Source organism: Nonomuraea purpurea (assembly GCF_042650645.1).
Taxonomy (GTDB): domain Bacteria; phylum Actinomycetota; class Actinomycetes; order Streptosporangiales; family Streptosporangiaceae; genus Nonomuraea; species Nonomuraea purpurea.
In genome coordinates this window covers 1-23875 of the sequence record NZ_JBHSBI010000007.1, presented here as the reverse complement: position 1 = coordinate 23875, position 23875 = coordinate 1, and the positions used below count along the sequence as shown (strand labels likewise).

The window sequence follows — 23875 nt, the reverse complement described above, 5'->3', positions numbered from 1 at the left end:
ATTCTGTCTGTCAAAACCCTTCGACATCCGGGGCCTCTGCATAGATCATGGCCAGTATGTCTGTGATCAGGGAGGTGCCGTTCCCGGGCCCGGACTCCTCTGAGCTCCCGATGAACATCTGGATCGACGACGCCGACTCCGCCATCGACGTCATCGACGCCCTGGCGTTGTCGCCGTTCGCGACGGGGGCTCAGCCGTGGTCCCGGCTGGCCAATCTGGAGCGCGTCCGCCCGGATGCCACGCTGACGCCCGCGAGCGGGCGCGTGCTGCGTACCGCGCGGGTCGAGGACGGGTCGGAGTCCCGCCTCATTTCCGGCGACGGCTGGACGCTGCGGGTGGTGCGCCACCGCAACCGCACCGCCACCGTCAGCGTCACGGCGGTGAACGAGGAGCTGGCCAAGACCGTGCTCGCCGAGAGCATCGAGGGCGCGGAAGAGGCCATGCCGGAGGTCGACCACGTCGAGATGGGCTTCTGGTGGCGGGGCGCGCACGGCGGCACCCGTTCGGAGAAGCCGATCACGGCGCAGCCGTGGAACGAGATCAGCTCGAACTATTCGGCCAAGGTCCGTCCGGCGCTCGACAAGCTGATGGCGATCACCCCGGCCGACGTGAACGGCCGTCTCGTCCTCCTGCACGGGCAGCCGGGCACCGGCAAGACCACGCTGCTGCGTTCGCTGGCCAAGCAGTGGCGCGAGTGGTGCCAGGTCGACTGCGTGCTCGACCCCGAGCGCCTGTTCAACGAGCCCGGCTACCTCATGGAGGTCGCGGTCGGCTACGACACCGACGAGGACGCCCAGCGGTGGCGGCTGCTCGTTCTCGAGGACTGCGACGAGCTGATCAGCGCGGGCGCCAAGGCCCAGGCAGGGCAGGGGCTCTCGCGGCTGCTCAACCTGACCGACGGTCTGCTCGGCCAGGGGCGCGACGTCCTGGTGGCGATCACCACGAACGAGGACCTGACCCGCCTCCACCCCGCTGTCGTCCGTCCAGGCCGCTGCCTGGCGCAGGTCGAGGTGGGGCCGCTGAGCAAGGAGGAGGCCGTGGCGTGGCTGGGCTCGTCGCAGGGCGTGGGGCCCTCGGGCGCGACGCTGGCGCAACTGTACGCGCTCCGCGCGGGCCGCGAGATCACGCCGTCCACGGGCGAGGAATCCACGGGCCTCTACCTCTGACCGGCTTCCTGGCGTGAGGGCCTCACGCCAGGAAGGAGTGCAACCGGCGCGCCTCCCGTACGAGGTTGTTCGACGCCCTGCGCCCGGCGACCTCGGCCACGCACGGCAGCGGCCCCCTGGCCTCGGCCCAGCGTGCGGCGCGCAGGGCGAAGGCGAGCCCCTGCGTGTGCCGGGCGTGGGGCCGTTCTGCTTCTCCCGGCAGGAACACGGGCAGGAACCCGGTCATGATCCGCCACACTTCCCGCTGGGCTCCTTGCAGGGCGGCGTTCTCCAGGGTCCTGAACACCAGCCCCGGTTTGGCGGACGCCCGGCGTACCAGCAGCCCGAGCTGACGTCCGACCTCCTCGGCGTTCGGCTCCCCTCGGGCGGCCAGGTCGACGACCAGCCCCGACCGCTCGTCGGACGGCCCTGGCCCGGAGGGGCCCGCGATGACGTGCGCCTGGACGAGCGCCATGGCCTCGCCCGCGGGCCCCGAGGCCCGCGCGAGCGCGTGGGCGTGGGACGGCTGGAAGGCGGGCCTGTCCCATCGGTCCAGCAGGTGGGGCAGGAGGTGCTGGGCGACGACCTCCCGGTCGGAGGGCAGCACGTGCGGCCACCACGGGATGAAGGCGTCGGCGCCGTCCCAGCCGGACGGGTCCGGGTCGGTGAACAGGCCGTCGACCAGCGGGAGCCCGGTCGAGGCTGCGTGGATCCGCGGCATGGGCCGCAGGCCGCCCGGCCCGACCGGCGCACGGTCGTCGAGAGGCGCGCTCCGAACGCCGCCGTCCGACCGGACGTCTCCGGCGACCTGGTCGGGACGGCCGTCCTGCGGCCGTACGACTTCCGTGGCCGGCCCGAGGCTCCCGGCGTTCGACCAGATCACTTCGGTCACCGGCTCGGGGCGGCCGCCGTCCATCCAGCGCGCCGCCGCCCGGCCCGCCTGCGAGGTGAGCGTGGCGGCCCGTGCCACCACCTCGGGCGCGCTCTCGCGCGGCAGCCGCAGCAGCGCCTGCTGCAGGTCGGCGGGCATGGCCTCGACCCCCGCGCGTTCGTATCCGGCCAGCCGTTCGACCAGCTCGGCCGCGTCCACGTGCCCGGTCTTCCCGGTGGGCTCGGCCAGCAGGTACGGCGGCAGCGTCCCGGCCACGAGCGCGTCGTGGATCTCGGCGCAGCGCCGCAGCGTGAACAGGTGGGGAGCCAGGACGTCGCCCGGTTCGGGCAGCCGCGCACCGGCCTCGGGGCCCGTTCCGCCGGCCTGCGCCAGGATCACTCTGGCGATCTCCCTGCACCAGTGCCACGGCACGCTCAACGGGGTCTTCGGCGCATTGCCCGGCGGCCGTCCCGCCGCCAGCTTCGCCGCGAGCCCCGCCCGGTCGGCGGCGTGCAGCCGGACGACTCCGGCCAGCCACAGCTCGGTGGCCTCCCAACCGCCCCCGAACGGCCAGTCGCCCAGTTCCTCGACCGTCCGGACGGGCGCGGGGAACGGCCCGGCCCGCTTCGGCTCGGGCAGCGGCACGGTGGTGAACCCGTCGAGCCCCGCCGCCTCCTCGCCAAACACCGCGGCCAGCGTCTCACCCAGTTCCGGCGGCAGCAGGCCGATGGACTCGCGCACGCTCCGCGCCCCCTCGGCCGTGAACCGTTTGGCGTGCTTGACCGCCATCCGCACCGCCCGGCCCTGCACGTCGGCCGACTCGCAGACGAAGGCGTGGGCGAGGGCGGGGGCCAGCTCGTCGAGGTCGCCGCCGGGTTCGCGGGCCACCGCGTCGAACCACGTCAGCCCGGCCGTCACGAGCTTGCGCTCCTGCCTGAACAGCAGCGCCCGCAGTGCCCGCCTCACCTCGGCGGGGCCGAGCGAGCCGAGCCCGCGCAGGTGCCGCAGGGCCGCCTCGGCCACGGGTCCCGGCGCGGTCGGCAGCAGCCGCAGGTAGTCGCGGGCGCGTTCGCCCGCCTCCTCGTGCGTGGGTGCGATCAGCTCGTGCAACTGGACGAAGAAGCGCAGGTCGGCGGCTTGGCCTCCGCGTAGGAAACGGCGCAGGCACCCGTCGAGCAGCAGGTCCCTGCCGATTCTTCCTTCGCGTTCCAGTTCGGCGAGCGCGCTCAGCCAGGCGCCGGCCCCGGGCGGCTCGGCGCGTTCGCTCCGCAGGAGCCTGCCGGCGCCCTCCGCCTCGAACAGCCTCGGCAGCAGATGGTCCAGCAGGGGGTCCTCGCGCAGGTCGGCGGCGGTGACCTGGCGGCTCAGCCAGGCGAGTACGAGCGGGTCGTGTTCTGGCGGGGTGATGCCGGTGCGGCGCAGCATCGCCAGGGCCGGCGCCGCGGCGTCGTCGAGGCGGCGGCGTCCGCGTACGGTGTCGCGGAGCCTGAGGGCGGCGCGGGTGGCGAAGTCGGCCTGCCAGGAGGGTGGGCGGGTGGACAGGATGCGTTCGAGGAGGGCGGGATTGTCGCTCGCCTCGTTCCAGTGGTTGTCGAACTCGCGGCGGTTCAGCCAGGCGACGACGGCCGCCGCGCCCCCGATGGCCGCCGCCCCGGCCACCCGCATGGGGCCGATCCAGGTCTCGTCCATGGCCGGTCGGGCGGGACGGTTCCATGGGGCGTCCCACTTCCAGCGTTCGAAGTCGTAGACGGTGCGGCCGAGGCGGGCCGCGCTGCGGCGGTATTCCTGCCAGGCGGCCTCGTTGTCGCGTTCCCGCCTGGCCTCGCGCTCCCGCCGCCTGGCCTGCGCGCGTTTCTCGGCCACGGGGATGTGGGCGGGCAGGGCGGCGGCCACCTGGCGGCGGGCCTGGTCGTCGAGCGCCAGCACCCGCTCGGCGACCAACTCGACGTCGCCGCTGTCGATGGCCGCGACCACCGCCTCCCACGCGGCCCCCCGACCGCCGGCCTCCGGCTCGACTCCGCCGTACGCGCGGGAAACGCGCCCGCCGCTCACTCCCGACGCGGCCGCGTCGGCGCGCCCCGGCACGACGCCGCGCGCCTGCGCTCCGATGGCCTCCGTCAAGGCGCCCATCGACATGACGGGCGGCGTCATGAGGGGACCTCGACCACGACCCGCGCCACGATCCGCGCCGCCAGCACGTGCTTGCAGGGCCCCCGCGACCCCCGGTGGTCGAACCACCAGGGGCACGTGCACGACCCGTCGCCCAGATGCACCCGCCGCACCCCGCCGTCGGTGGTCACGTGGGCGACGTCGCCGTTCAGGCGGACGGCGTCCGACTCGGCCAGCGCCCGCGCGGCGGTCAGGCGCGGGTTGAGCTCGGCGACCTGCGCCCGGTCGTAGGGCAGTTCGCGGTGGAAGTGGGCGGCCTCGTACAGGTCGTATCCCACGCGCCCGGCGGTGCCGAGCTGGGTGAGCGCCGCGCGTACCCGCTCGACGGGCAGCCCCGAGCGGTCGGCGAGCAGGCCGAGTTCGACCGACGGCTCGAAGTTGAGCAGCATGCCCACCACGTCGGCGTCGTCGGCGGCCTCGTCGGTGGCCAGGTCGGCCAGGACCGCGCCCTCGCCGGAGAAGCCGCGCCACGGCTCCGGGGAGACGGCCAGGGTGTAGCGCATGCCGGGCAGCTCCAGCTCCCACGCGCCGGCCGTGGAGGAGCGGTCGGAGGGGCCGTACACGCGCAGGGCCTTGGCGAAGCGCAGCAGCGGCAGCAGTGTGGCCACCCGTCCTGCGCCCGACAGGCAGACGCCGCCTGGCGCGTGCGCCGACGACAGGCGCAGGTCGCGGCCCGAGGGGACGGCCCAGACGGTGGCGCGGGCGGCCTTCGGGAGCGAGCGCAGGAACCGGACGGCGTGCGGCCCGGTCAGCTCGGCCCGCAGGTCGAACCCGGCGGCGATCACCTGCACCTCCGCGAACCCGCGCAGCCACCGCGACGGCAGCGGCACCTTCTTCTCCACGACCGCGCCGTCGAGCGTGGTGACCGTCAGCTCGTCGGGCCCGACGCCGAGGTGGAGCGGGTCACGGCCGCCCACCCTGGCCAGCGACTCGCGCAGCGGGCCGTTGACGTCGACGTTGGTGGTGCCCCTGTCGAGCACGTCGCCGTCGAGCTCCAGCACGTCGAGCCGGGCGTAGACGCCGCCGCAGGCCGAGAACGACTCGAACCTGAGCCGCCCGCCGTCGCAGGTCACCACCGGGTCGCGGGTCCAGCCCGGCCTGGGCTGGTGGTAGCGGGTGAGCGCCACGTCGGCCACGGCCAGCAGCCCGGCGGCGGCCGGCGCGGCGTGGGTGAGCAGGCCGCTGAAGAAGCGGGGGTGGGCCTGCGGCCCTGACAAGGCCGTGCCGCCGGAGGTCGAGAGCCCGAGCCTGCCGTCGGCCAGAGCGGAGGGCCCGGCGTAGGAGTATGCCTGTACCGCTTGAGTCATGCCCCGAACCATAGAGATCATCACCGACACAATCCGGGGCCGGTACGTAAACCATCCGATGCGTATCAAGCGGTACGAATCCACAATAGGTCCAGTGCTCACCGTCGATCTGGCACGCGTCGCCTTCACCCGCTTCGCCGTGCCCGCGGCCCTCGAACCTCGGTGGACGAGCGGGGAACGCCCGATCGGCTTCGCCGCCACCCAGCTCGTGCCGTCCTGGACCGCGCGTGCCCCGCGGGGCGCCTGGATCGAGGTCGCGCTGCGGGCCAGGACCGCCTCGGGTGAGCTCACCAAGTGGTACGTCATGGGCCGCTGGTCCGAGTACGACCGGCCGCGCACGTCGGTTCCCGGCCAGGGCGACGAGGACGGCGACGTCGCGGTGGACACGTTCGTGGCCAGGCGGCCGGTGACGGCGTACCAGGTCCGGGTCGACCTGCACGGCGCGGGCGCCGGGCTGAGCGGGCTGGGCGTGATGGCCTCGGCCCTGCCGCAGCGGCCGGTGCGGCCGAGCGCGCCCAGCGGGGCGGGCCCGGTGGAGCTGGCGGTGCCCCGGCACTCGCAGCACGCGCACGCCGGACACCATCCGCAGTGGGACGGCGGCGGCGCCAACTGGTGCAGCCCCGCCTCGGTGGCCATGGTGCTCGGCTACTGGGGCCTCGGCCCCGGTCCGCAGGAGCTGGCCTGGGTGGGCGAGGGCGATCCCGCGCCGATCGTGGACCACGCGGCCGGGGGCGCCTACGACGAGAGCTATCAGGGCACAGGCAACTGGGCGTTCAACGTGGCGTACGCGGGGCGGTTCGGGCTGTCCGGGTTCGTGACGCGGTTGCGGTCGGCGGTGGAGCTGGAGCGGTTCGTCCGAGCCGGCATCCCCGTGATCACCTCGCAGTCGTTCAAGGCGCATGAGCTGCCCGGTTCCTGCTACTCCACCAACGGGCACATTCTGGTCGTCGTCGGTTTCACGGCCGGGGGCGACGTCGTCGTGAACGATCCTGCCGCGCCGAGCGAGGCCGAGGTGCGCAGGGTCTATCCGAGGGCCGCGTTCGAGAACGTGTGGCTCAGGAGCTCGGGCAGCGGCGGCATCGCGTACATCCTGCACCCGCCCGAGCAGCCCCTTCCTCCATGTACCAACGGCAATTGGTGAGTTGATGAGCATTCGACCGATCGACGTGGCCCGTACCGACGGCAGCCCCCAGTGGGTGGAGGCGGTGGCCACGCCCGCCGGCGTCGAGGTCTGGTGGGACGAGCCGCGCCCGCACGAGGGCGGCCGGCGCTGCGTGGTGCGCCGCCTGCCGGACGGCTCCCGCACCGACGTGCTGCCCCCGGGGTGGAACGCGCGCAACCGGGTGATCGAGTACGGGGGCCGCTCGTGGCGTCCCCTGCCCGGCGGCGGGCTGGTCTTCACGAACTGGGCCGACCAGCGGCTGTACCGGCTCGACGCCGGGGCGGGGACGCCCGTGGCGATCTCGCCGGAGGCCTCCTCGCGCTACGCCGACCTCTATCTGCCGCCGGGCCGCGAGGAGGTGTGGGCGGTCAGGGAGAGCGACGACGTGCGCGACCTGGTGGCGGCGCCGCTCGGCGGCGGCCCGGTCAGGGTGATCGTCAAAGCCCACCATTTCCTGATGAATCCCAGAATTTCGCCCGACGGGCGTCATGTCGCCTGGATCGGCTGGGACCACCCGAACATGCCCTGGGACGGCACCGAACTCTGCGTGGCCCCGCTGAACGAGGACGGCACTGCCGGCGAACACCGCGTGGTCGCCGGAGGCCCCGAGGAGTCCGTCGCCCAGGCCGAGTGGCGCGACGAGTCCGGTCTGTACGCCGCCACCGACCCCACCGGCTGGTGGAACGTCCACCTGATCCCCCTCGACGGCTCCCCCGGCCGCAACCTCACCCCGATGGAGCTGGAGTTCGGCGGCGCGGCGTGGAAGCCGGGCATGTCGTACCTGGCCGTCGCGGAGGACGGCCGCCTGGCCGTCGTGTACGGCACCGCCGACCACCGCCGCCTCGGCGTGCTCGACCCGCGGACCGGGGAGCTGACGGAGATCGGCGGCGAGGCCACCCATTGGGCCTCGACCGTGTCGGTCGCGGGCGGCAAGGCGGCGGCCGTGGGCGCGACGCCGTACACGCCGCTGGAGGTGAGGCTGGTCGACCTCGGCACGGGCGAGCACGAAGTGGTCTCCGCCCCCAAGCCCCTGCCCGACCGCGATCTGCTGCCCACCCCCGAGGCCATGACCGTCGAGGGCGTGCACGCGCACGTGTACCCACCGGCCGGCGCCACGGGCCCGGCACCGTACGTGATCTTCGTGCACGGCGGCCCCACCGGCAACCTGCCGATCATGCTGGACCTGGAGATCTCCTACTTCACCAGCAGGGGCATCGGCGTGGCCGTGGTGAACTACGGCGGCTCCACCGGCTACGGCCGCGCCTACCGCGAGCGGCTGCGCCACCAGTGGGGAGTGGTGGACGTCCACGACTGCGCCAGGGTCGCGCGCGGCCTGGTCGAGCTGGGCTACGCCGACGCCGCCAAGCTCGCCATCAGGGGCGGCAGCGCCGGCGGCTGGACGACGGTGGCCGCGCTCGTGCACAGCGACGTGTTCGCGGGCGGGGTCGCGCACTACGCGATCACCGACCCGGAGAGCTGGGCGGCCGAGACGCACGACTTCGAGTCCCGCTACCTGGACGGCCTGGTCGGCCCGCTGCCGGAGACCCGCGCCCGTTACACCGAGCGCTCCCCGCTGCTGAACGCGGCCCGCGCCTCCGGCCCCTGCCTGATGCTGCACGGCCTGGAGGACGCGATCGTGGACGTCGGACAGGCCGAACGCTTCACCGCCGAACTGGACAAACATGGCAAAGAGTGGGCACTGCTCACCTTCCCCGGGGAGCAGCACGGATGGCGCAGGGAGGAGACTATCGTCGCGGTGCTGGAGGCTGAACTGGCCTTCTACGGGCTGATCTTCGGCATGGAGACGCCCGGAGTACCGCCGTTGACACTGAAGGGGAGAGCGTGAAGAGCGTTGCCGAGATCTGCTCGGATCTGATCAGGTTCGACACCACCAATCCGGGCTCCGGCGAGCGACCGGCGGCCGAGTACGTGGCCACGCTGCTGTCGGAGGCGGGCCTCGCGCCGGTGGTGTTCGAGTCCGCGCCGAAGCGGACCACCGTGGTGGCCAGGATCGACGGCGACTCCCCCGACGCGCTGCTCATCCACGGCCACCTCGACGTGGTGCCCGCCGACCCGGCCGAGTGGCGCATGCACCCGTTCTCCGGCGAGGTCGAAGACGGCTGCGTGTACGGCCGGGGCGCGGTCGACATGAAGGGCTCGTGCGCGATGACGATCGCGACCGCGCTCGACCTGGCGGCGCGCGGCGTGCGGCCCAAGCGTGACCTGGTGCTGGCGTTCCTGGCCGACGAGGAGGCGACCGGCGACTACGGTTCGCGCCACGCCGTCACCGAGCACCGCGACCTGTTCGACGGCGTCACCGAGGCGATCAGCGAGTCCGGCGGCTTCAGCGTGGCCTCGGGCGAGCACCGCGTGTACCCGATCGCGGTCGGCGAACGCGGCACCGCCTGGATGAAGGTGACCGCGCACGGCGTGGCGGGGCACGGCTCGCGCCCGCCCGTGGACAACCCGGTCGCGACGCTGGCGCACGCCCTGTCGCGGGTGGCCTCCCACCGCTGGCCGGTACGGCTGACGCCGTCGGTCGCCGCCCTCGTCCAGAACCTGTCGGAGATCACCGGCCGGCCGATCGACCTGGACCGGCTGGACGAGGAGGCGGCCCGGCTCGGCCCGCTGGGCAGCCTGTTCAAGAGCCAGATCCGCAACTCCGCGAACCCGACCATGCTGCAGGCCGGCTACAAGGTCAACGTGGTGCCCTCCACGGCCGAGGCGCACGTGGACGGGCGGTACCTGCCGGGCCTGCAGGAGGAGTTCCTGGAGACCATCGACGCGCTCCTCGGGCCCAAGATCACCCGGGAGTTCGTCAACCTCGAGGACGCGCCGGACGCGCCGTTCCCGTCGGCGTTCTTCGACGAGCTCGCGGGGGCACTGGTGGCCGAGGACCCGCTCGCGCGGCCGGTCCCGTACGTGATGAGCGGCGGCACCGACGCCAAGTCGTTCGCCAGGATCGGCATCAAGGGGTACGGGTTCGCGCCGTTGATGCTCCGTCCCGATCTGGACTACTTCGGCATGTTCCACGGCAAGGACGAACGAGTACCGGTAGAGGGCCTGGAGTTCGGCACCCGCGTCCTCACCCGCCTGCTCACTTGACCGGTGCGGCGGGGCCGAACCAGCGGGTGAGCGCCTCGCCGACCCCCTCGCGGCCACCCGCCCAGGCCACGTAACCATCGGGGCGCACCAGCAGGGCCTGGGCGCCGTCGGGGTCGGGCGTGGTAGCGCGGACCAGCCGCACCCGGCCCCGATGCCCGGCCACGGTCGACGCCGCGCCGTCTCCCCCGCCTTCCAGGTCGACCAGCACCCCGCGCCCGTCCCGCAGCGCGCCGCCGAGCGTGAGAACGGCCGACCGGCCGCGAGGATCGCCCGGTGCGGAGACGGCGGCGGCCCACCTGGCACCCGCGCTTGCCTCGTCCCCGGCTGCTCTCACTGCCTCCACTACTTCAAGGGCTGTCGGGGCGAAGCGGCCGACGCGGGCATCGGCACCGGGCGCGTAGGCGATGTCCGTCCCGTCCATCATGCCGCCGAAGTGGTCGCGGGCCTCCGGCAGTTCCAGCACCTCGGATAGGACCTCGCGCAACGCGTCCACCTGCGGTCCCGGCCGCATGAGGGCCACCTGGGCCCGCGTGTTGCGCAGAACCCTGGCCGCCGCCGGATGCCGTTCCCCCGTGTAGGTGTCGAGCAGGCTCTCGGGCGCCAGGCCCCGTGCCACGAGCGCCAGCTTCCACCCCAGGTTGACCGCGTCCTGCAGCCCGAGGTTGAGCCCCTGGCCGCCGATCGGCGAGTGCACGTGCGCGGCGTCGCCCGCCAGCAGCACCCGCCCCGTCCGGTACGTGGACGCGTGCCGGGTGTTGTCGCCGTACCGGATCCCGGTCTCCAGCCGGGAGACGACCACGTCGATCCCGGTCACCCGCCGCAGGCTCTCCTGTAGTTCCCCGGCCGTCATCGGTGTGTCTCGCTCCTCCGGACCGCCGTCGAACTCGATGGTCGCGATCTCCCCCGGCACCAGCGACAGGTTCACCAGCCCGCCTGGCCCGCGCAGCGACGAGGAGACGGCGTCGGGGTCGGCCAGCTCCGCCACGGCGGTACGCCCAGTCATGGTGGCCGCCGTCCCGTCGAACGCGAACCCCGTCCGCTTGCGCACCACACTCCGTCCGCCGTCGCACCCGACCAGGTAGGAGCCGCGTACGACGCGCCCGTCGGCGAGCGTGGCGACGACCGCGTCAGGCTCCTGCGCGACGTCCACCACCGCGCACCCCCGCTGGACCCGCACGCCCAGTTCGTCGGCCCGCCCGGCGAGCACAGCCTCCAGCCGGTGCTGTTTGAGCATGAGATAGTCGGCGCCGCCGTCGGTCAGCAGCGGCAGCCCGCCGAAGTGCCCCCTGACCAGCCCTTTGCCCAGCAGCTCGATCAACAGTGCCACGACGTCGGCCCCCTCCGCGCTGTCGCGCCGCCCGGCCAGCTCGTCCAGCATGGCCCGCTGTTCTTCGGCCGCCGCCTGAGCCAGGCCGCGCAGGGCCAGCGACTGCACGCTGCGCGCGTTGAGCGAGCGCAGGCCCATGCTGCGCTCGGGCACGAACCCGGTGGCCGCCTCCAGGACCAGCGGGTCCGCGCCCGCCAGTTTCAGCTCACACGCCAGCAACAGCCCGACGGGCCCGCCGCCGACCACGATGACATCGGTCATTGCCCGATCCCTCCCTACTTACAGCGTATGCTTACGTCGTAAGTAGAACACATACACCGTAAGCTTCGTCAATCGGGAAGGCGGCGAGAGGAGCACTGCATGGCCCGGCGCGAGCCGTTGAGCAGGGAAAAGGTTCTGGACGCAGCTCTCGAACTGGCCGACGAGGAGGGCCTGGAGGGGCTGTCCATGCGGCGGCTGGCGAAAACGCTCGGCGTCGAGGCGATGTCGCTCTACAACCACGTCTCGAACAAGGCCGACATCCTCGATGGCATCGCGGAGCGGGTGTTCAGCCAGGTGGAACGGCCGGACCCGGCGCTGCCATGGCACGAGCAAGTCCGCCAGGTGGCACTGAGCACGTACCGAGCCTTCGCCCGCCACCCCGTGGTGCCGCTCGCGCTGGTCACCGACCGCTCCAACCCGACCTCCGTCCGCGCACTGGAGCCGCTGGACGGCCTGGCCGGGGCACTGTTCCAGGCGGGGTTCGACGACGTGGGCGCCTGGCGGGCGCTGGGGGCGGTGAACGGGCTGGTCTTCGGCTGCCTGCTGATGTCGACCGGCGGCTTCAGCGGCGACCCGGACAGGCACGCGGGCCAGGAGAACGTGGGCGCCTACATCCGGGAGATTGACCCGGTGGCACTGCCGCACTTCAGCCGGCTACTGCGCGGCACCCAGCGGGGCGTGACACCCGAGGCGGACTTCGAGCAGGCCCTGAACATGCTGATCACCGGCCTGATCGCCGAGGCGAAACGAATACGGCCAGACGACCAGCCCTCGCTTTCGGCATGTGAGTGATCTTCAGAACGGCGCTTCCGTCCCGGCGAGGCTGCCCAATGAACTTCTGTTGCGATTTTCGCAACAGAAGCTTAGGGTGAAGCCATGAACGGGGATGTCGTGGCGCAGCGTGTCCGCCAATTGATCACAAACAGCGGACAGAGCCAGGGCGAGTTCGCGGTGCTGGCCGGGCTCGACCCGTCCAAGATGTCCAAATCGCTCTCCGGGACCCGGAGGTTCACCTCCCTCGACCTGGCACGGCTCGCCGAACTCGGCGGCGTGACGGTTGACTGGCTGCTCGGCGCCGATGAAACCCCTGCGTTGGCGGCGCGGCTCTCGTCCCCACCGGACAGTTCTGTGGGCAGTGTCACCCTGGAGGCCGACCGGCTCACTCAGCTACGCGCGGACCTTGCCTTCCTCGGCTATGAGCAACACTCCGTCCTCCCCCGAACCCCGCCGATCGGCGACAGGTGGATCGGGCAAGGGCAGCAACTCGCCGCATGGGCCCTCGACCAGGCACGCAATGCCGGAGCCGATCCCAGCCACACCCGCGATCTGGCCGAGCTGATCGAGAATGTCTTTAAGATCGATGTGGCGATCAGCGACCTGCCAAACGGATTCGACGGTCTGGCCTGCACCAAGGAGCATGCCCGGCTGATCGTTGCCGGGACCTCGACGGTCCCCAGCCGCCAGCGGTTCACGCTCGCCCATGAGCTGGGACACGTGCTGGCCGGTGACGATCAGGGCCTGCTTGTGGAAGCCGATATTTACGACAAACGCCACAGCCGCCAGTCGTCCGAGATCCGGGCCAACGCCTTCGCCACCGCCTTCCTCCTACCCGAAGACATGCTGAGGTCCGAGACGAGCGGAATGACCTGGGCAAAGGAGGCCTTCGCCAAGCTGGCCTTCCGGTGGTGGGTATCGCCCAGCGCGTTGGCCTGGCGACTGCACAACCTGAACCTGATTCCCAAGGACCTCTGCGACCGGTATCGAGGCATAACCACCGAGTCGGCGGCTCTGCTGGCCGGCGAGCTGGGTTCGTTCACCGAGTGGATCGACGCCGCCTCCCACCGTCGGATCCCACAGCTGCTGTTGCGCGACACCTTCCAGGCCTACCTCGACGGGGCCTCGACCCTGCGTCCCTTCGCCAACCTGATCGGCATGGACAGCGAGACCATCCGGCAAGCGCTCGAACAAGCCGGAGAGGAACCTCCGCTAGCATCATGACCTGGTACTGGTTCCCCGATAACACCGTGCTCTGCAACTTCGCCACGGTTTCACGCCTACGACTCTTGGAGGAGATTCTGCGTGGCCGAGGCCGCTGGGTCGAGGCCATCGAAGCCGAGGCCGGCAAGTCGAAGGCCATCTATCCGGAACTGGGCATGGTCAGCCAGGACGGCTGGCTGGGCGAACCCATCGAGATCACCGACCTGAACGAGAGCCGCCAGATCGAGCAGGTACGCCGTGCGGTATTCGGCGGTTCACCCCAGAGGCCCACCCAACACTTGGGCGAAGCACAGACATGTCACGTCATTCTCAACTGGTCACAGTTCCGCGGATCCTTCTGGATCACAGACGATCGAGACGCTGGGGAGTACGCCCGTGCGCGGGGCATCACCACTCGAGACACCATGGACCTGTTCTGCGAAGCAGCCGTAGAAGGGCTCTGCTCCGCCGAGGAGGGCTTCAAGCTGCTTCATGAAATGACCCGCCTCGGCCGCCATCTCCGCTTGCCCAACCGCCCTGCCGATCTGCAGTAAGGGCGCGAAAACTGGAAGCCGCCGTGGAGACGGAAGCGTCTCCACGGCGGCGTACGGTCACTTGTCAGACCGAGATAGGCTGCGCCTTCAGCCCGTGGAACCGCAGGGTCTCGTCCAACCGGCGAACGTGGCTGTCTCCGGCCCACGGCTCCAGATGGGCCCGCACCCTTTTGAGCTGATCGATCGGACGGGCCGAACTGTGCTTCGCGGCGATGCCGGCGGCCTCCGCCAGCCTGCTCGTCGCCTCCGGGATCTCCTTGGCCAAGATCATGGCCTCGGCGTATTGAACGAGTGCGAACGCACGCTCCCGCTTGTAACTCGGATCGAGTCCGGCCAGCGACCGCTGGGCCGCCGTCACAGCAGGTCCGGCCTGTCTCAACCAGATCAGCGACCGGGCCGCCTTACTCTCGATCATGGACGGCGAGACCCAGTAGAGGAACGCCGGCTCGGAATCGCCCGGCGCGGCAGCCAGCGCCATGGCGCTGTCGCGCGCCTGGGCGCTTGCCAAGGCTTTGCCTCCAAGGGCGTGGGCCTGCGAAGTCACCGATTCGGCCTGTGCACGCAACAGCTTGCTCGGGGATCGTGCTGCCCAGCCCCTCGCGGCGAAGGCGTGGTCCAGAGCCGCGGTCGCCTGCTGCCGGTAGGCGGCCATGGTGCTCATCCGGCAATGCATGTAGCCGATCGACGTTGGGTCGCCGAGTTCGAGTGCGGCTCTCAGCCCATCGTTGGCCGCGTGCTCGGCCGCTGCGTAATCGAGTAGGTCATAGGCGAGAAAACCGGAGAGTTGGGACAGTTGCGCATATGAACTGAGGAGTCGGTCTCGCAGCATGGGTGACATCGACTCGCGAGCGAGTATCTGGGCGAGCGCTGTGCGATGCCCGTTCACCACGGGGAGCAGGCTGACCGGCCCGAACTTGTCGTCGGCTTGGCGGGCGTGCATGGTGAGTTTCTCGAAGGTGCGCGCTGTTGTCTCGTCCACGCGGCAGGTGTTGCGGAGTACTCCGGCCAGGCGGTCTTCCTCGTCGGGAGTGAGGATGCGCAGGAAGTCGAGTGCCTTGCTTCCGCCCAGTACCAGGGCCAGTTGGAAAAGCAGTTCCCGTCGTTTCACGTCGGTCTCCTCGACGTCGATGGCGCGCAGCAGTCGCACGCACGCCGAAGCGTCCAGGAGCGACGTGTCGGTGGGTGTGGCCGCTGCGCTCGGTTCCATGGTGACACGAGCTTCGCGAGGACGATTGACGTCCAGGTCGCGGAAATCCGCGCCGTCTATCTCGTCCCGGTCGACGGCGCTGCAGGTGCTCAGGACGTCGTCGGTGACCAGGCAGGTGGCGGCGGTCTGGTAGATCTTGGCCAGCATCGCGAGGAGTCGCGCGGACGGGCGGCGGCCCGCTTCCGGCCACGTCTCGAAGGAGTAAAGCCGAGCTTCTCGCATGCAGGCCGTGCCCGCCGGGTCGGCGTCGTTGACCATGGACACCACCTCGGCGGCGGTCCGACCGTGGGCCAGCCGGTAACGGCGCAGCGGGCCGGCGTTGTGCGTGAGTTCGAGGACGTCGGCGATCTGGTCCCACGTGAACCCCTTCTCACGTAGGCGCTTGCCCCAAGAACGGGACAGAAGCAGAACTCGATAGCCCTCACCGGACATCACGCTCACCTCTCGTCAAGGGATGCATACGCATTGTACTTGCGTGGTCACAGATTGATCGAGAGGTTGCGCCGGGGAGGGAATACCGGGCGTCAGATCACCAGCGTTTACCCAGGTCAGGGCCGAAGTCTTGCGCAGTAATGGGCGCATCCGAGCCGGGGGGTTCAGCCTCACGGCAAGTCCTTCACAGCACTCCGCGAGCCGGACTTTTACCGAAATAGTTGATTCTGACTAGTCGATCGTGGATAGTCATAACTGACGAAGGGAGCAGACGATGGGCAGGCGGGGCAATCTGCTGGGGCTGGCGGTGTTGTCGTACCTGAGCGGGCGGCCGATGCACCCGTACGAGCTGTCCCGGACCATGCGCGACAACGACGACGCGCGCAGCATCAAGTTCAGCCACGGATCGCTCTACATGGTCTTCGGGCAGCTCGCCAAGGCGGGCCTCATCGTCGAGCAGGAGACGACGCGCGAAGGGCAGCGTCCCGAGCGCACCGTCTACTCGCTCACCGACGCCGGCCGCGCCGAGTTGCGGGAGTGGATGCGGGAGCTGGTGGCCGATCCCGGCCACGAGTACCCGCGCTTCGTCGCCGCGCTGTCCCTGATCGGCGCGCTGCACCCCGACGAGGTGATCGAGTTGCTCAACGAACGGCTGCGCCGCCTGTCCGCGCAGCGAACGGAGATTCGCACGCTGATCGACGACACCGTGGCGGCCGGCACGCACCCGCTGTTCCTCGTCGAGGAGGACTACCGCCTGGCACTCCTGGAGGCCGACCAGGCGTTCACCACCCGGTTCATCGAGCGGATCGACAACGACTGGGGCCGTCAATGGGCCGCCTTCCACCACGACATGGAGGAACGACAAGCATGAGCCGCACAGCCCTCGTGATCGGCGGAGGGATCGCCGGACCGGCGACCGCCATGGCACTCCAGCAGGCCGGCATCGAACCCACCATCTACGAGGCGTACCCGGAAGGCGCGGACGGCGCCGGGGTCTTCCTCACCCTCGGCTCCAACGGCATCGACGCGCTGGCCGCGATCGGCGCCGACGGGCGGGCCACCGCCGACGGCTTCGCCACCCCGGAGATCACCCTGCGCGGCGCCAAGGGCAAGCGGCTGGGCATCTCCAAGATCAGCGCCGCGAACGGCGCGCCGTCGAGGACCGTCAGGCGCGCCGACCTGTATCGCGCGCTCTACGAGGAGGCGGCCGGCCGGGGCATCCCGATCCACCACGGCAGGCGCCTGGTCAGCGCCGAACAGTCCGGCACGGACGTCCGCGCCACCTTCGCCGACGGCACCACCGCCACCGGGGACCTGCTGATCGGCTGTGACGGCGTGCACTCGACCGTCCGCGGGGCCGTCGATCCCCTGGCGCCCGCCGCCGCGTACGCGGGCCTGATCAGCCTCGGCGGCTACACGCGGGGCGTGCGGGTCGACGAGGAGCCCGGCTCATACACGATGATCTTCGGACGGCGCGCGTTCTTCGGCTACGCCGTCGCTCCCGACCGCGAGGTCTGGTGGTTCGTCAACCTCCCGCGCGCCGCCGAACCCGATCGCGGCGAGCTCGCGCCGATCACCGGCGAGCAGTGGCTGCGCACGCTCGTGGACGCCTTCAAGGACGACGCCGGCCCCGCCGTGCGCATCCTCGAGGCCACACCCGTCGAGCAGGTCATGAAGGCCAGCCCGGTCCACCTGCTCAAACGCCTGCCCACCTGGCACCGAGGCCGGATGATCGTCCTGGGGGACGCCGCGCACGCGCCCTCGCCCAGCTCCGGCCAGGGCGCCTCGCTGGCCGTCGAGGACGCCGTGATCCTGGGCCGCTGCCTGCGCGACACCCGTTCCCACACCGCCGCCTTCGACAGGTTCGTCGAGCTGCGCCGCCCCAGGGTGGAGAAGATCGTCAAGCAGGCGGCGCGCATCAACAACAGCAAGGCCGCGGGTCCGGTGGGCCGGCTCTTCCTCGACTCCTTCATGCCGCTCATCCTGCGGGCGGCGGCCAACAGCGCCTACACCGAGGAGGTCTACGGCCACCGCCTCACTGACGAGCCCGCCGCCGCCCGGTGACATCCGGGTCGCCGCGGCTCAGAACCTCGTCTTCGGGCGCTCCTGGAGCACGTCGTCCACGTAGATGTCGAGCTTCTTGGTGAAGCACACAGCGGCCTCGGCCAACCCCCTCCCCATAGCCCCTCGACAGCCTGTTCAGCTCCGATCGGAGCACGCGTCAGAGCGATCAACAGCTCTCGCACCGCTACGTCATGCTCACGACGTGAATGCTTGCCCGCAGACGTGTGGATGTCGCGTGCGCCATGATGGGGCGGTGGATTTTGAGCCGTATCGAGCCGAATTGGTGGCGTACTGCTATCGGATGGTGGGGTCATTCCACGAGGCTGAGGACCAGGTACAGGAGACGATGCTGCGGGCGTGGAAGGCCCGAAATCGGTACGACAGCACCCGCGCGTCGCTGCGGACCTGGCTGTATCGGATCGCGACCAACGTCTGCCTGAGCGCGCTGGAGGGCCGAGCGCGGCGGCCGTTGCCGTCCGGGCTGGGCGCGCCCAGCGATGATCCCGGGGCGCCGCTCGCACCGGCCCTCGACATTCCCTGGCTTCAGCCGTTTCCCCACGCCCGGTTCGAGGTGGGGGTACGGGCCGACATGCGGCTCGCGCTGGTGGCGGCGATGCAGACGCTGCCGCCGCGTCAGCGGGCCGTGCTCGTGCTGCGCGAGGTACTGGAGTTCAGCGCCGCCGAGGTGGCCGTCCAGCTCGGCACCACGGTCCCGGCCGTCAACAGCGCCTTGCAGCGGGCCCGCGCCGCCCTCGCCGAAGCGGGCGAGGCCACGGACGCCGGCGAGGTCAGCGAGCCGGACGACCCGAAGGTGCGCCAGGTGATCGAGCGGTACATGCGGGCGTTCGAGACAGCCGACGTCCCCGCACTCGTCCGGCTCCTCACCGACGACGCCGTCCTGGAGATGCCGCCCGTGCCGCTGTGGTACCGGGGCAGCCACGACTACGGCCTGTTCATGCGTCGCGTGTTCGACATGCGCGGGACCGGCTGGGGCCTCAGGCGCCTCACCGCCAACGGCCAGCCCGCGCTCGCCGCGTACGCCCCCGAGCCCGGTGGCGGACATCGCCTGCACACGCTCCAGGTCTTCACGGTCACCAGTGGCCGGATCGCGCGTAACGTCGTCTTCGCCGATCCCGCCGTGTTCGAGGCGTTCGGCCTGTCCCAGGAGATTGTTTTCAACACGTTCGACAGATCGCGATGAGTCCGGCCGATGCCGCCGGTACATACAGGTGAGCATCAAACGAAAGGGACACCCATCGTGAGCGTCATCGTCCTCGGCCTGGGCCAACTCGCAGGTCATCGACGGCGACCTCATCGACGCCGTCAAGCGCGAGCAGCGGGATGTGATCATCACCGGAAGCCTGAGCGTCGTCCATGCGCTGATGGCCGAGGACCTGATCGACGAATACCGGCTGCTGACCTTCCCCACCATCCTCGGCACCGGCGATCGGCTTTTTTCCCGCCGGCGGGCCACCCGCTTACCTGGAGTGCCTGTCGGCCGAACCGGCCGGCGCCGCCGTCCTGACACGGTACCGGCGGGAGGTGGCATGACCGCCTGCGCGGCGGCCGCGACACTGCTCAACAGGCAGACCTCACCGCGTTTGTCCACATGGCCGCGGTCTTGCTGGTGGACCTGACCATGACGGGCCCGTCCCGCGGGGCGGGCCGCACCTGGATCAGGTACTCCTCGATGGGGTCGCCGTCGTCCAGCCGATCGATCCGCGCGAGCAGCCTGGCTGTCCGAGGCGCTGTCGGACCTGGGCGATAGAGTCCGTGCGTCCAGCGCGATCGGAGACGTTGATGGCTCGTCATACCCCGCCCCGGCCGGTAGCGGTGGCGGAGCTCTTCCCGCAACTGAAGCCGCTCGGCAGGCAGGCGCTTCGGCTTCATCCGCGCACGGGAGTTCCGTCCTACGAGAACAGCTCCTTCGGGGGGCCTTTACGATGGCCGGCCGATGAGCCCTGGCCGTCGTGCGCCGAGGAGCACTACGCCAAGGACGCGGCCGACGTCCGCCGCGTGCTCGCCTCGCCCCCGCGATCCGCTGACGCTCCGCAGGGCCACGTTCCCGTGCCCTGTGTGGTGCATCCGGAGCAGGTGATGGAGTACCCCCACGGGTACGAGATGCCGGATGATCTGCACAACACGATCGACGGCCAACTGGACGGGCTGAAGGAGGCCACCGGGTGGGACTACTACTACCACCTCAGCGTGGCCCCTGGAACCAAGGTTGGCGGCTACCCCAACGGCCTGATCGCCGCGACGAGATGGTTCGCCTGCGAGAGGTGCGGAGGGCCCGTCGAGCATCTGCTGTCCGTACGGCACGAGGAGTTCGACGGAGAGTCCTGGCGGACCTGGCTCCCGGTGGAGGACCGGCCCGACGACGACGGCGGGCCGCTCTATTTCCGGAATCACCGCTTCCAACGAGCCGCGGCCACAAAGAACCCGCACGGCCTGGAAGTGGGAGGCGGAGGCGACGTGTACATCTTCGAGTGCCGTTCCTGCCCGGACCGCCCGACCCAGACCCTCTTCCACCTTAACTGAGCGCGGCGGCCGACGGCACGGAGTGTCAGTAGCGCTTCGTGGCGGTGTCCGGATCCGCGCTGTGGCTTCGACCTCCGAGGTGACACCACTCGGAAGGAGTCCCCGTATGTTCGCCACCTCTCGTCTGCTGGCCTGTGGTGTTCTGGCCGGTCCGCTGTTCCTGCTCGCCTGGATCGCCGTGTGCGTTGTGTGGGCGCGCAGGTTCTTCCGGCTGGGTCGGCGCGGGTGGGCGTGGGCGTGCGTCGGGGCGTCGGTCCTGTATGCCGTCATCGTGGCCTGGCCTGATCTGGACAGTCTCAGCCTGCGCCTGGTGCTCGGTTCCGCGGTCCAGTTCGTCCAGTTCGCGGCTCTTGCCCTCCTGCTCATCCGGACATCAGAGCATTCTGATGTCCGTCTGCTGTCCGATCGGCGGCGCCAGCTTCGACGTCTCCCGTGAACGCACCAACCGACAAGGAGAGCACGATGAAGTACATCATCCTCAGCTACGCCTCCCAGCAGGAGTACGACGCGATGGGCGGCAACGGCGCCGATCTGGGCCTGAAGCCGGAAGACTTCGGCCCGATGTATGCCTGGATGGACAGCTTCAACCAGTCCCTGGCCGACTCCGGCGAGCTGGTGGAGACCAGGGCACTGGCCGCCCCGGTGCACACCCGCCGCGTCGGCGGCCGCGACGGTGTGCCGTACGTCACCGATGGCCCCTACGCCGAAACGCAGGAGGTGCTGGCCGGCTACTGGATCGTGGAGTGCGACAGCTTTGATCGCGCGACCCAGATCGCCGCCCGGCTGGGCGAGTGCCCGGCGCCGCCACAGCTGGCCGCCAACGCCTACGCCGATGTCCGGCCGCTGGCCGAGGCGGTCCAGGACCTGGAGGTGTGAGGCGTGGAGGACCTGCTGCGTGAGCTGGCGCCGCGGGTCCTCGGCGCGCTGGTACGCCAATACGGCAATTTCGCCACCGCCGAGGACGCCGTGCAGGAGGCCCTGCTGGCCGCCGCCGGGCAGTGGCCCAAGCAGGGTGTCCCGGATAACCCGGGCGGCTGGCTGATCACTGTCGCCTCGCGGCGGCTGACCGATCTGCTGCGCAACGAGCAGGCTCGGCGCCGCCGCGAGGAGACCGTGGCCGGCTGGGTGCTACCCGAGCAGTGGCTTTCCCCGGCCGCCGACCGGCCACCTGCCGATGCCGACGACACGCTGATCCTGCTGTTTCTGTGCTGCCACCCCGCGCTGCCCGGCACCGCACAGATCGCGCTCACCCTGCGGGCGGTCGGCGGGCTGAGCATCGCGGAGATCGGCCGGGCCTTCCTGGTGCCGGAGGCGACCATGGCGCGCCGGATCAGCCGGGCCAAACACCGCATCCGCGACAGCGGCCTGCCGTTCGCGATGCCGACCGGCCGTGAGCGGGCCGCCCGGCTGGCAGCGGTCCTGCACGTCCTGTATCTGATCTTCAACGAAGGGTATGTCAGCACGGCGGGGCCGCAACTGCAGCGTGTGGAGCTGGCAACCGAGGCGATCCGGCTGACCCAGCTGCTGCACCGTCTGCTGCCCGACGACAACGAGGTGAGCGGACTGCTGGCGCTCATGCTGCTCACCGATGCTCGCCGCCCGGCCCGCACCGGTCCGGACGGCCGCCTCATCCCCATGGCCGAGCAGGATCGCCGCCTGTGGCGCACCGACGACATCACCGAGGGCATCGCGCTCATCACCGCCACCCTGCCGCGCGGCGTGCCCGGCCCCTACCAGCTGCAGGCGGCCATCGCCGCCGTCCACGATGAGGCTCCCAGCGCAGACCAGACCGACTGGCCGCAGATTGTGGGCCTGTACGAGCTGCTGCTACGCCACGGCGACAACCCGGTCGTGGCGCTCAACCACACGGTCGCGGTGGCGATGGCCCGCGGCCCGCTGGCCGCACTGCCGCTGCTGGAGACGGTAGCCGCCGACCCGCGCATGAGCGGCGACCACCGCGTGCACGCCGTACGAGCCCATCTGCTGGAACTGGCCGGAAACCCTGAAGCGGCACGCGAGCAATATCTGGAGGCAGCACGGCGCACACCAAGCCTGCCTCAACAACGCTACCTCAACGCCAAGGCCGGCCGCCTCGGCCCCTGAGCCTTCGCGGTGAACCGGGCCGACGTCGTGCGTGAGCGAGAGGACGTCGGCGATCTGGTCCCACGTGAAGCCCTTCTCGCGCAGGGCGCCACGGCCGGAAGGCCGCCCTGCGACTCAGAACTTCGTCTTCGGGCGCTCCTGCAGCACGCCGTCCACGTAGATGTCGAGCTTCTCGTTGTAGAACGCGACCAGCCCCGCGACCCGCTCGCTCTCCGGCAGCGGCGTCGGGTAGGACCAGGCCAGGTCCTGCCGGCCGTTGAGCGTCCAGTACTCGGCGCTCCCCTTGTAAGGGCAGTGGGTGATGGTGTCGGTGTGTTCGAGGAGATCGAGACGTACGTCCGTCTTGGGCAGGTAGTAGCGGGCGGGCAGCCCGGTCTCGAAGAGGATGCGCGCGTGGCGGGAGTCGGCCACGGTGACGCCGTCCACCTCGACCCGGATGTGCCGCGAGCTGGGCAGGATGTCCACCCGCGTGTACGGGTCGCGCGGATGGACGTATACCTGCTCGTCCTCCTCGAACCAGGAGTCCATCGCGTCCCACTCGAAACGGACGTGGCCCCGGATCTCCTCCAGCGGCGAGTCCGGATAGGCCAGGGCGGCGTCCGCGGCCTCCTTCGTGCCGGAGCTGACCGTGTACACCACGGCCTCGCCCCTGCTCGGGGAGTGTTTGGTGGCGCCCGTCGCCTTGAGCGCCGACTCGTCGACGTCTTCGAGCGGGAAGTAGTAGGCGGGATAGTAGGGCACCTCCCACACCAGGAGGGCGGAGGTGGTGTCGGCCACCACCCGGCCGCCCAGATAGGTCCTCACACGCTTGGCCGTGCGTTCGACGCGTACCCGGCCGCGGTTCGTGGCATCCATGCTCGCGGCAACCCCGGCGGGCGTGCTCCTATTCCACGCCGAACGCCGCCAGCGTCGTCCAGGTCGTCAGCACGCCGACCGCCGCGCCCGCGGCCACCTGCGCCCACGTGTGGTGGATCAGCCGCACCCTGGCCCAGCACACCAGCGCCACGACGGCGCCGCCGATCATCGCGGTCGGCCACGGGGGCAGGACGTGCGCGATCACCACGACCGTGCCCGCCGACACGGCGGCGTGGAAGGAGATCTTCCACCGCAGGGTGATCGGGACGGTGACGGCCAGCGCGGCCAGCATCGCACTCACGGTGGCCACCAGCAGCGTCGGCGCGCCCAGCACGACCAGCAGCGCGAGCGCCGCCAGTACGGCCACCGAGGCGGCCAGCAGCGGGCCGGTGCGCCTGGCGCGGTCCACGATGTGGTGCGAGTCGAGGCGGCCTGAGCGCACCCCCAGCGCGATCACCGCCGCCGGGACGCCGCCGCAGAACGCCGAGGCCACCAGCCCCCACGCGGCCCCGCCCCAGCCCTGGGCGAGCAGGCCCACGAGCGGCGGCATGACGATGACCAGCACCTGGGGCGCGAGCACGTCCGTCACCCGTTTCGCCACAAGGTCGGCCATCATGCCACGAAAGCCTACGCGATCATGCCCCCGCCCTTTCCCGCTTCCGTTCTAGTGGTCGTCGCAACACCCCACCTCAGGGGATGGCCGCGCCCAGGGAGATGGTGTTTGAGAAGGTCACCCGTAATCGGTGACTATTAGGAAGCAATCGCCTCAATATTCACTTTAGCATCGTTTGTCTC

General features: G+C 70.8%; 21 protein-coding genes. 15 read left to right on the top strand and 6 right to left on the bottom strand.

Going from position 1 to position 23875, the window contains the following annotated elements; genetic code table 11:
• Positions 1-56: 56 nt before the first annotated feature.
• Positions 57-1166, top strand: a complete 1110-nt coding sequence (locus ACFOY2_RS15525) for a DUF5925 domain-containing protein (protein ID WP_379528711.1) — start codon at positions 57-59, stop codon at positions 1164-1166.
• 22 nt (positions 1167-1188) lie between these two features.
• On the opposite strand, the gene ACFOY2_RS15520 is transcribed toward ACFOY2_RS15525, so the two are convergent.
• Both ACFOY2_RS15520 and ACFOY2_RS15515 read right to left on the bottom strand, forming a co-directional pair.
• On the bottom strand, positions 1189-4167 hold the full coding sequence (locus ACFOY2_RS15520) for a DUF7824 domain-containing protein (protein ID WP_379528710.1): 2979 nt from the start codon (positions 4165-4167) through the stop codon (positions 1189-1191).
• Positions 4164-5492 carry an SWIM zinc finger family protein gene (locus ACFOY2_RS15515; protein ID WP_379528709.1) on the bottom strand — a complete coding sequence of 443 codons (1329 nt, stop codon included), beginning with the start codon at positions 5490-5492 and terminating at the stop codon, positions 4164-4166. Before ACFOY2_RS15515 ends, ACFOY2_RS15520 begins: the two co-directional genes overlap by 4 nt.
• Before the next feature lie 94 nt (positions 5493-5586).
• Between ACFOY2_RS15515 and ACFOY2_RS15510 the strand changes: the two genes are divergently transcribed.
• The 3 genes from ACFOY2_RS15510 to ACFOY2_RS15500 are packed head-to-tail and all read left to right on the top strand — an operon-like array spanning position 5587 to position 9759.
• On the top strand, positions 5587-6633 hold the full coding sequence (locus tag ACFOY2_RS15510) for a C39 family peptidase (protein WP_379528708.1): 1047 nt from the start codon (positions 5587-5589) through the stop codon (positions 6631-6633).
• 4 nt (positions 6634-6637) lie between these two features.
• Positions 6638-8500: a dipeptidyl-peptidase 5 gene (locus ACFOY2_RS15505; RefSeq protein WP_379528707.1), complete on the top strand. Its 1863-nt coding sequence runs from the start codon at positions 6638-6640 to the stop codon at positions 8498-8500.
• Positions 8497-9759 carry a M20/M25/M40 family metallo-hydrolase gene (locus tag ACFOY2_RS15500; protein ID WP_379528706.1) on the top strand — a complete coding sequence of 421 codons (1263 nt, stop codon included), beginning with the start codon at positions 8497-8499 and terminating at the stop codon, positions 9757-9759. Before ACFOY2_RS15505 ends, ACFOY2_RS15500 begins: the two co-directional genes overlap by 4 nt.
• On the opposite strand, the gene ACFOY2_RS15495 is transcribed toward ACFOY2_RS15500, so the two are convergent.
• A complete protein-coding gene (locus tag ACFOY2_RS15495; protein WP_379528705.1) occupies positions 9752-11347 on the bottom strand; it encodes an FAD-dependent monooxygenase in 1596 nt (531 codons plus the stop codon). The two genes, ACFOY2_RS15500 and ACFOY2_RS15495, sit on opposite strands and share 8 nt — an antisense overlap.
• A gap of 99 nt (positions 11348-11446) precedes the next feature.
• On the opposite strand from ACFOY2_RS15495, the gene ACFOY2_RS15490 reads away from it, so the two are divergent.
• From ACFOY2_RS15490 to ACFOY2_RS15480, 3 genes are all read left to right on the top strand, one after another.
• Positions 11447-12139: a TetR family transcriptional regulator gene (locus ACFOY2_RS15490; RefSeq protein WP_379528704.1), complete on the top strand. Its 693-nt coding sequence runs from the start codon at positions 11447-11449 to the stop codon at positions 12137-12139.
• Positions 12140-12223: 84 nt separating this feature from the next.
• Positions 12224-13345 (top strand): helix-turn-helix domain-containing protein, encoded by a 1122-nt coding sequence (locus ACFOY2_RS15485; RefSeq protein ID WP_379528703.1) that lies wholly within the window; start codon positions 12224-12226, stop codon positions 13343-13345.
• Positions 13342-13878 carry a hypothetical protein gene (locus tag ACFOY2_RS15480; protein WP_379528702.1) on the top strand — a complete coding sequence of 179 codons (537 nt, stop codon included), beginning with the start codon at positions 13342-13344 and terminating at the stop codon, positions 13876-13878. The genes ACFOY2_RS15485 and ACFOY2_RS15480 overlap by 4 nt, the downstream gene beginning before the upstream one ends.
• Positions 13879-13942: 64 nt before the next feature.
• Here the strand turns inward: ACFOY2_RS15480 and ACFOY2_RS15475 are convergent, their stop codons facing one another.
• Entirely contained in the window at positions 13943-15517 is a 1575-nt protein-coding gene (locus tag ACFOY2_RS15475) for a hypothetical protein (protein WP_379528701.1), read from the bottom strand.
• A 274-nt stretch (positions 15518-15791) separates the two neighbouring features.
• Between ACFOY2_RS15475 and ACFOY2_RS15470 the strand changes: the two genes are divergently transcribed.
• The 8 genes from ACFOY2_RS15470 to ACFOY2_RS15435 all read left to right on the top strand — a co-directional run bounded on the left by ACFOY2_RS15470 (position 15792) and on the right by ACFOY2_RS15435 (position 22225).
• Complete coding sequence (locus tag ACFOY2_RS15470; RefSeq protein ID WP_379528700.1) at positions 15792-16388, top strand: PadR family transcriptional regulator; 597 nt, start codon at positions 15792-15794, stop codon at positions 16386-16388.
• Positions 16385-17581: an FAD-dependent oxidoreductase gene (locus ACFOY2_RS15465; RefSeq protein ID WP_379528699.1), complete on the top strand. Its 1197-nt coding sequence runs from the start codon at positions 16385-16387 to the stop codon at positions 17579-17581. The genes ACFOY2_RS15470 and ACFOY2_RS15465 overlap by 4 nt, the downstream gene beginning before the upstream one ends.
• Positions 17582-17834: 253 nt before the next feature.
• On the top strand, positions 17835-18782 hold the full coding sequence (locus tag ACFOY2_RS15460; RefSeq protein ID WP_379528698.1) for a sigma-70 family RNA polymerase sigma factor: 948 nt from the start codon (positions 17835-17837) through the stop codon (positions 18780-18782).
• Positions 18783-18879: 97 nt separating this feature from the next.
• Positions 18880-19218 carry a dihydrofolate reductase family protein gene (locus tag ACFOY2_RS15455; protein WP_379529010.1) on the top strand — a complete coding sequence of 113 codons (339 nt, stop codon included), beginning with the start codon at positions 18880-18882 and terminating at the stop codon, positions 19216-19218.
• Between the two features lie 163 nt (positions 19219-19381).
• Positions 19382-20122 carry a DUF1963 domain-containing protein gene (locus ACFOY2_RS15450; protein ID WP_379528697.1) on the top strand — a complete coding sequence of 247 codons (741 nt, stop codon included), beginning with the start codon at positions 19382-19384 and terminating at the stop codon, positions 20120-20122.
• 106 nt (positions 20123-20228) lie between these two features.
• Positions 20229-20558 carry a hypothetical protein gene (locus ACFOY2_RS15445; RefSeq protein WP_379528696.1) on the top strand — a complete coding sequence of 110 codons (330 nt, stop codon included), beginning with the start codon at positions 20229-20231 and terminating at the stop codon, positions 20556-20558.
• Positions 20559-20584: 26 nt separating this feature from the next.
• The gene (locus ACFOY2_RS15440) at positions 20585-20998 is read left to right on the top strand and encodes a YciI family protein (protein ID WP_379528695.1); all 414 of its coding nucleotides are present in this window, start codon (positions 20585-20587) and stop codon (positions 20996-20998) included.
• A gap of 3 nt (positions 20999-21001) precedes the next feature.
• The gene (locus ACFOY2_RS15435) at positions 21002-22225 is read left to right on the top strand and encodes an RNA polymerase sigma factor (protein ID WP_379528694.1); all 1224 of its coding nucleotides are present in this window, start codon (positions 21002-21004) and stop codon (positions 22223-22225) included.
• A 114-nt stretch (positions 22226-22339) separates the two neighbouring features.
• Here the strand turns inward: ACFOY2_RS15435 and ACFOY2_RS15430 are convergent, their stop codons facing one another.
• The gene (locus ACFOY2_RS15430; RefSeq protein ID WP_379528693.1) at positions 22340-23080 is read right to left on the bottom strand and encodes a DUF427 domain-containing protein; all 741 of its coding nucleotides are present in this window, start codon (positions 23078-23080) and stop codon (positions 22340-22342) included.
• A gap of 28 nt (positions 23081-23108) precedes the next feature.
• Positions 23109-23696, bottom strand: a complete 588-nt coding sequence (locus ACFOY2_RS15425; protein ID WP_379528692.1) for a hypothetical protein — start codon at positions 23694-23696, stop codon at positions 23109-23111.
• Positions 23697-23875 lie beyond the last annotated feature (179 nt).

Bases quoted from the DNA above. Each gene is read 5' to 3' on its own strand.
- ACFOY2_RS15445 (WP_379528696.1), top strand. From the start codon at position 20,229: ATGTTCGCCACCTCTCGTCTGCTGGCCTGTGGTGTTCTGGCCGGTCCG.
- ACFOY2_RS15505 (WP_379528707.1), top strand. From the start codon at position 6,638: ATGAGCATTCGACCGATCGACGTGGCCCGTACCGACGGCAGCCCCCAG.
- ACFOY2_RS15440 (WP_379528695.1), top strand. From the start codon at position 20,585: ATGAAGTACATCATCCTCAGCTACGCCTCCCAGCAGGAGTACGACGCG.
- ACFOY2_RS15470 (WP_379528700.1), top strand. From the start codon at position 15,792: ATGGGCAGGCGGGGCAATCTGCTGGGGCTGGCGGTGTTGTCGTACCTG.
- ACFOY2_RS15465 (WP_379528699.1), top strand. From the start codon at position 16,385: ATGAGCCGCACAGCCCTCGTGATCGGCGGAGGGATCGCCGGACCGGCG.
- ACFOY2_RS15515 (WP_379528709.1), bottom strand. From the start codon at position 5,492: ATGACTCAAGCGGTACAGGCATACTCCTACGCCGGGCCCTCCGCTCTG.
- ACFOY2_RS15485 (WP_379528703.1), top strand. From the start codon at position 12,224: ATGAACGGGGATGTCGTGGCGCAGCGTGTCCGCCAATTGATCACAAAC.
- ACFOY2_RS15450 (WP_379528697.1), top strand. From the start codon at position 19,382: ATGGCTCGTCATACCCCGCCCCGGCCGGTAGCGGTGGCGGAGCTCTTC.
- ACFOY2_RS15525 (WP_379528711.1), top strand. From the start codon at position 57: ATGTCTGTGATCAGGGAGGTGCCGTTCCCGGGCCCGGACTCCTCTGAG.
- ACFOY2_RS15480 (WP_379528702.1), top strand. From the start codon at position 13,342: ATGACCTGGTACTGGTTCCCCGATAACACCGTGCTCTGCAACTTCGCC.
- ACFOY2_RS15430 (WP_379528693.1), bottom strand. From the start codon at position 23,080: ATGGATGCCACGAACCGCGGCCGGGTACGCGTCGAACGCACGGCCAAG.
- ACFOY2_RS15490 (WP_379528704.1), top strand. From the start codon at position 11,447: ATGGCCCGGCGCGAGCCGTTGAGCAGGGAAAAGGTTCTGGACGCAGCT.
- ACFOY2_RS15520 (WP_379528710.1), bottom strand. From the start codon at position 4,167: ATGACGCCGCCCGTCATGTCGATGGGCGCCTTGACGGAGGCCATCGGA.
- ACFOY2_RS15495 (WP_379528705.1), bottom strand. From the start codon at position 11,347: ATGACCGATGTCATCGTGGTCGGCGGCGGGCCCGTCGGGCTGTTGCTG.
- ACFOY2_RS15425 (WP_379528692.1), bottom strand. From the start codon at position 23,696: ATGATGGCCGACCTTGTGGCGAAACGGGTGACGGACGTGCTCGCGCCC.
- ACFOY2_RS15475 (WP_379528701.1), bottom strand. From the start codon at position 15,517: ATGTCCGGTGAGGGCTATCGAGTTCTGCTTCTGTCCCGTTCTTGGGGC.